The following is a 5728-nucleotide window of genomic DNA, read 5'->3' as shown; positions in this document are numbered from 1 at the left end:
CCCGAAGCGGGCGCCGGTGCGGTAGGAGACGCCTGTGTCGAACGGCACGGCGACCACCGTGACGTCTGCCTTGGCCACCTGGTCCAGGCGCGGCAGGCGGGCATAGGTGGCAGCCCCGGCGTAGCGTGGGACGCGGGATGAATCGATGGGGCCAAGGTTGCCATTGGCCTCGATGCGCAGCTCTTCCAAAAGAAGCCTCTCCTTCGAGGATTGACCGACGGTTGTGACAGCCATCATACACTCGAAGTTTCGTATTGCGCATCAGTTGTTTACCAACCTCAGGCGATGGCCGACGCGCCCCGCTCCCCCGTGCGGACGCGGACGGCGTCGCGCACCTCGATAATCCAGATCTTGCCATCGCCGAAGCGGCCCGTGCGCCCTCCCTCTTCAATGGCAGCCATGACGGCGCCGAGGGCGCCCTCGTCGACCAGGACTTCGAGCCGCACCTTGGGCAGCAGGTCCGAGCTGTATTCAGCGCCCCGGTACACCTCGGTATGGCCCCGCTGCCGGCCGTAGCCGCTGGCCTGGCTCACGGTCAGGCCGTTGACCCCGGCCCGCTCCAGGGCCGCGCTAACGGCCGCGACCCGCTCCGGCCGCACAATCGCCGTGACGAGCTTCATGACGACACCCTGCCGCGGACGGCCTCACCCTCGGCCTCGGCGTTGGTCCCGGCCGGGACTTCGGCGTGGGTCCCGGCGTGGGTCCCGGCGTGGGCCGTCGCGTGGGCCTCGGCCGCATCAGTCCGGGCATGCGGGTCACCGGGGTGGAAGCTGCCGCCGACCATGAGGAGCTCATACGCCGTTTCGGCGTGCTCCGTCACGTCAATGCCGGAGAGCTCGTCGGCTTCGGAAACGCGCATGCCGATGCTCTTGTGGATCGCGAAGCCAATCAGTGTGGTCATGGCGGCGCTCCATGCCGTGACGATCAAGGCGGTGAGAATCTGTGGCCAGAACTGCGCCAGGCCGCCGCCGTAGAACAGGCCGCCGGCCGTCTTGGTGGACGGAAGCGCGAAAAATCCGAGGGCCAGGGTCCCCCACAGGCCGCCCACGAAGTGCACGGCCACGACGTCCAGGGAGTCGTCGAGTCCGATCTTGAACTTCAGCCCGACGGCGAGCGCGCAGACGGCCCCGGCGATCGCGCCGATCAGGATGGCGCCGATGGGGTCGATGAATCCGCAGGCCGGGGTGACTGCCACGAGTCCCGCGACGGCTCCCGAGGCGGCGCCGAGCGAGGTGGCATGCCCGTCGCGCAGCCGCTCGACGAGCAGCCAGCCCAGCAGGGCGGCGCTGGTGGCGAGCAGCGTGTTGGTCCAGGCCAGGGCGGCCGTGGCGTCGGCGGCGAGTTCCGAGCCGGCGTTGAAGCCGAACCAGCCGAACCAGAGCAGCCCTGCGCCGAGCATCACGAACGGCAGGTTGTGCGGGCGGATGTTGGGGTCTTTCATGAAGCCGAGCCGTTTGCCCAGAACCACGGCAAGCATCAGTCCGGCAATGCCGGCGTTCATGTGGACCACCGTGCCGCCGGCGAAGTCGAGGGCCGAGATCTTGCTGCCGATGATGCCGGTAGGTCCGAAAATGCCGCCGCCCCAGACCCAGTGCGCGATCGGCGCGTAAACGAGCGTGACCCAAAGGGCGGCAAAGAGGAGCCAGGGGCCGAACCTGACGCGCTCGGCCACCGCGCCGCTGATCAGTGCGACGGTGATGATGGCGAACGTGGCCTGGAAGCCGACGAAGATCATGTCCGGCAGGCCTGCCGCCTTGGAGCCGATGCTGGTGGTCAGCCCGCTCAGGCCGAAGTTGGTGAAGGGATCCCCGACGAAGCCGCCCAGCGCATCCGGACCGAAGGCCAGGCCATAGCCCCACAGGGCCCAGACGACGGCCACCACGCCCATGGCGCCGAAGCTCATCATCATGATGTTGAGGACGGACTTCATTCTGACGAGCCCGCCGTAGAAGAACGCAAGCCCGGGGGTCATCAGGAGGACCAGAGCGGACGCCGTGAGCATCCACGCGGTCGATCCGGGGTCAAGGACCTGCGGATCTGTTGCCATTCCTACTGCAAGCACAGAGAACTTCATAGCGGGAGCCTTCCTCGAGTGCCGGCGCTCCGAGGGCGCCGATGCGGCGAGACCATGTGACGTTTGGGACTGACGAGCGTCCCCCCGCCGTTGACGCTACTCACGGCGTGTTTCGGGAAGGCTTTCCCATTCTTGCGGGCACGTTACGTGCCGGCTCCGGGCATTAAATTGCCGTTTCCGGCAGATTGCCGGGATGTGACGTACATCTCACCAGGGCCGATCTCACCAAGGAAAGGGAGGTCAGCTGTACTTGAGGGTGAGCAGCAGGCGCTTGAGCTGGCTGTACTGCTCCGTGGTCATCCAGGCTTTGGCGGCGTCGACGGAGGCAAACGCCGGGCTGCCGAAGAGCACCTTGGCTTCCGCCCCGCCGTTGGCGAAGCTGACGTAGGCGGAGCCGGAATCAGAGACCGCGGGCGCGAAGTCGCGTTGCTTGCGCACGCTCATGTGGAAATCGGACTGGTCGGCAAGGGAATCGAACGCGAAGCCGAAGGCCAGCTGTTCGCCGTCCACATCTTTCAGCCCCGGCACCGGAGCGGTGTCCAGCACGGTGCGGGCCACAGGGCCGGAGGCGTTGCTGGCGCTGGTGCTGCTGGTGATGGAAGCCAGTTCGTTGCCGGTGGCGTCGGCGATGACCGCCTGCAGGCCCCGCAGCTTGGCCGCGTTCTCGGGCGAGCCAACCAACCGGACGGACCAGCCGCTCGGATAGGAGAAGGAGAGGTGCCCGTCCGGGAAGGTGAAGGTTTTCACACCGGCCACCGCGCTGGCCGTGGCCGTGGGCGCGGCCGGGACGGGGGTAGCGGAGGCGCTCGGGGCAGCCGAGGGCAGGGCCGAAGCGGCGGAGGAGGCGGTCGGGGCGGCCGCACCGGATTCCTGCTGCGCCGGGGCCGCGGTTTCACTGGCGGGACCGCTTGCCGTTTCGCCGGCCCGCTGGCCCGCGGCGGCGCACGAGCTCAGGCCAAGGGCAGCCGCGAGCGCGGCGGCCACGGCCAGGGACAGAAAGACGTTGTTGCGGTTCATGGATCCCCCAGTTGATGACGCGAGCGGCTTCCGCTCGTCCTGTGTATCTCCGGCGTGCGCCGTGCGGATACTTTTGCGGTGGTTACGGATGCGTTCATGCCCTCAGCGGCTGGCGGCGGGCACGAGCACCCACAGCACCTCGACGGCGTCGTCCGTGGGATTGACCCAGGTGTGGGGTTCCCGGCCGGGGAACGTTACGGTGTCTCCGGTGCTGAGCTCGAATTCCTCATTCGTGAGGATCAGGCGGATGCTTCCCTTGACCACATGCAGGACGTCGACGTCGCAGTCCACGGCATAGAGTTCGGACTCGCCGCGCCCGCGCGGCTCGATCACGGCCTGGATGATCTGGACGCGGCGCTCGGAGCGCGCGGTCAGCAGCCGCTCGACGATCCCCTCGCCGCCGAGGGAGATGCGAGGGCCCTCATTCTGCTTCGTGAGGTGCGTTTCGGGGGCGGCGAAGAGGTCGCCGATAGAGATGGACAAAACCTGGCACAGCGTTACCAGGGAGGCAACCGAGGGCGAGGTCAGGTCCCGCTCGACCCGGCTCAGGAATCCCTTGGTGAGCCCGGTGGCGTCTGCGACCTGTTCAATGGTGAGCCGCTGGGACTGCCTGGCGGCGCGGATCCGCGAACCGATGGCAACGGGAACATTGCTCGGTTCAACTGGTAGTGCCTTCATTTAGGAACCTTTCACGGCCGGCCGCTTGGCCCCATCATTGGAGCAATCCTAGCGGGAGCGGGCCTTCGTGACGCGGAGGCGGCGGCACCACGCCCGGCGTCTTGACTGTTACCGGAGTCACAGCATACTCTTCTGGGCAACATGTGTTGCCTATAAGGCAAAACCGGAGGTTCCGACGGAAATCCTCCTCTACCCACGTCATGCAGCGGCAGCCTTGCCGACCACCCTGTTGAGGCCCGGCAGGCCCGCATCCGCTGTCAACCAGCTCCAAGGAGCCTTTATATGGACGCAACTTTCGTCAACATCGCAATCGTGGTGGTGTACCTGGCCGCCATGCTGGCGTTTGGATGGTGGGGCAAGTCCCGCACCAAGAACAATAGCGACTTCCTCGTGGCCGGCCGCCGCCTCGGTCCGTTCCTCTACACCGGCACCATGGCCGCCGTCGTCCTGGGCGGCGCCTCGACCGTCGGCGGCGTGGGCCTGGGCTACAAGTTCGGCATCTCCGGCATGTGGCTCGTCGTCGCAATCGGCGCCGGCGTCCTGCTGCTGAGCCTGCTCTTCGCCAGCACCATCCAGAAGCTGAAGATCTATACCGTCTCCCAGATGCTGACCCTGCGCTACGGCAGCAACGCCACGCAGACCTCGGGCATCGTCATGCTTGCCTACACGCTGATGCTCTGCGCCACCTCCACGGGCGCCTACGCCACCATCTTCGTGGTGCTCTTCGGCTGGGACCGCGCCCTCGCGATCGCCGTCGGCGGGGCAATCGTGCTGGTGTACTCGACCATCGGCGGCATGTGGTCCATCACGCTGGCCGACCAGGTCCAGTTCGTCCTCAAGACGGTCGGCATCTTCTTCCTGATGCTGCCGTTCACGCTCAACGCCGCCGGCGGCCTCGACGGGATCCGCAGCCGGGTGGACGCCACCTTCTTCCAGATCGACGGCATCGGCGCCCAGACGATCATCACTTACTTTGTGGTGTACACCCTCGGCCTGCTGATCGGCCAGGACATCTGGCAGCGTGTGTTCACCGCCAAGACGCCTGAAGTCGCCCGCTGGGGCGGCGCCACGGCCGGCATCTACTGCATCCTCTACGGCGCAGCCGGCGCCCTGATCGGCCTCGGCGCCCGGGTGGCCCTGCCGCAGATCGACGTCAAGGCCCTGGGCAAGGACGTCGTCTACGCCGAGGTCGCCACCCACCTGCTGCCCATCGGCATCGGCGGCCTCGTGCTGGCCGCCGCCGTCGCCGCCATGATGTCCACCGCCTCCGGCGCCCTGATCGCGGCCGCCACCGTGGCCCGCGCCGATGTGCTGCCGTTCGTTGCCGGCTGGTTCGGCAAGACGGTCAACACCGATGACACCGACAACCCGGAACACGACGTCAAGGCCAACCGCATGTGGGTCCTGGGCCTGGGCCTCGTGGCAATCGTGATCGCCATCGTCACCAAGGACGTTGTCGCGGCCCTGACCATTGCGTACGACATCCTGGTAGGCGGCCTGCTCGTGGCCATCCTTGGCGGCCTGGTCTGGAAGCGCGGCACCGGCGTCGCCGCCGCGGCGTCCATGGCGGTGGGCTCGGTCATCACGCTCGGCACCATGATCATCCTGGAAATCAACGCCGAGGTTCCGCTGGACGGCATCTACGCCAACGAGCCGATCTACTACGGCCTGGCGGCTTCCGCGGTCGTCTACATCGCGGTGTCGCTGCTGACCAAGCCGACGGATCCCGCGGTCATGCAGAACTGGCGCCGGCGTGTCGCCGGCAGCGCGGCCGAGGAAGAAAAGGCCCCGGCCCTCACGCACTAGGGCCCAGGCCCGGCTGGGTCTTGACCGCAAGTTAAAGGTCGACGGCGGCGCTCCCCTTTCGGGGGCGCCGCCGTCGGCCTTTAGGCAACTTAACGGGCCGCGCGAGGATCACTCATTTTCCTCCGGCGCAAGGAATTCTTCACCTTCCACGGG

The 5728-nt window shown here is 67.2% G+C and carries 5 protein-coding genes and 1 pseudogene; 1 reads left to right on the top strand and 5 read right to left on the bottom strand.

The features are described from left to right. The 5 genes and pseudogenes from LQV45_RS16295 to LQV45_RS16275 form a co-directional block, all read right to left on the bottom strand. Positions 1-189, bottom strand: a pseudogene (locus LQV45_RS16295) (agmatinase); the annotation flags it as partial. Between the two features lie 89 nt (positions 190-278). Beyond that, the gene (locus LQV45_RS16290) at positions 279-620 is read right to left on the bottom strand and encodes a P-II family nitrogen regulator (RefSeq protein WP_230007931.1); all 342 of its coding nucleotides are present in this window, start codon (positions 618-620) and stop codon (positions 279-281) included. Then, positions 617-2074: an ammonium transporter gene (locus LQV45_RS16285; protein WP_230007930.1), complete on the bottom strand. Its 1458-nt coding sequence runs from the start codon at positions 2072-2074 to the stop codon at positions 617-619. The genes LQV45_RS16290 and LQV45_RS16285 overlap by 4 nt, the downstream gene beginning before the upstream one ends. Before the next feature lie 240 nt (positions 2075-2314). Continuing rightward, complete coding sequence (locus tag LQV45_RS16280) at positions 2315-3091, bottom strand: hypothetical protein (protein WP_230007929.1); 777 nt, start codon at positions 3089-3091, stop codon at positions 2315-2317. A 102-nt stretch (positions 3092-3193) separates the two neighbouring features. Beyond that, positions 3194-3769 carry a helix-turn-helix domain-containing protein gene (locus LQV45_RS16275; protein ID WP_018775913.1) on the bottom strand — a complete coding sequence of 192 codons (576 nt, stop codon included), beginning with the start codon at positions 3767-3769 and terminating at the stop codon, positions 3194-3196. A 282-nt stretch (positions 3770-4051) separates the two neighbouring features. On the opposite strand from LQV45_RS16275, the gene LQV45_RS16270 reads away from it, so the two are divergent. After that, on the top strand, positions 4052-5575 hold the full coding sequence (locus LQV45_RS16270) for a sodium:solute symporter (RefSeq protein ID WP_230007928.1): 1524 nt from the start codon (positions 4052-4054) through the stop codon (positions 5573-5575). The last annotated feature ends 153 nt before the right edge of the window (positions 5576-5728 follow it).

This window comes from Microbacterium sp. Bi128 (assembly GCF_918698205.1).
Note: the sequence above shows the minus strand (reverse complement) of the source record. Positions and strands in the feature narration are given on the sequence as shown.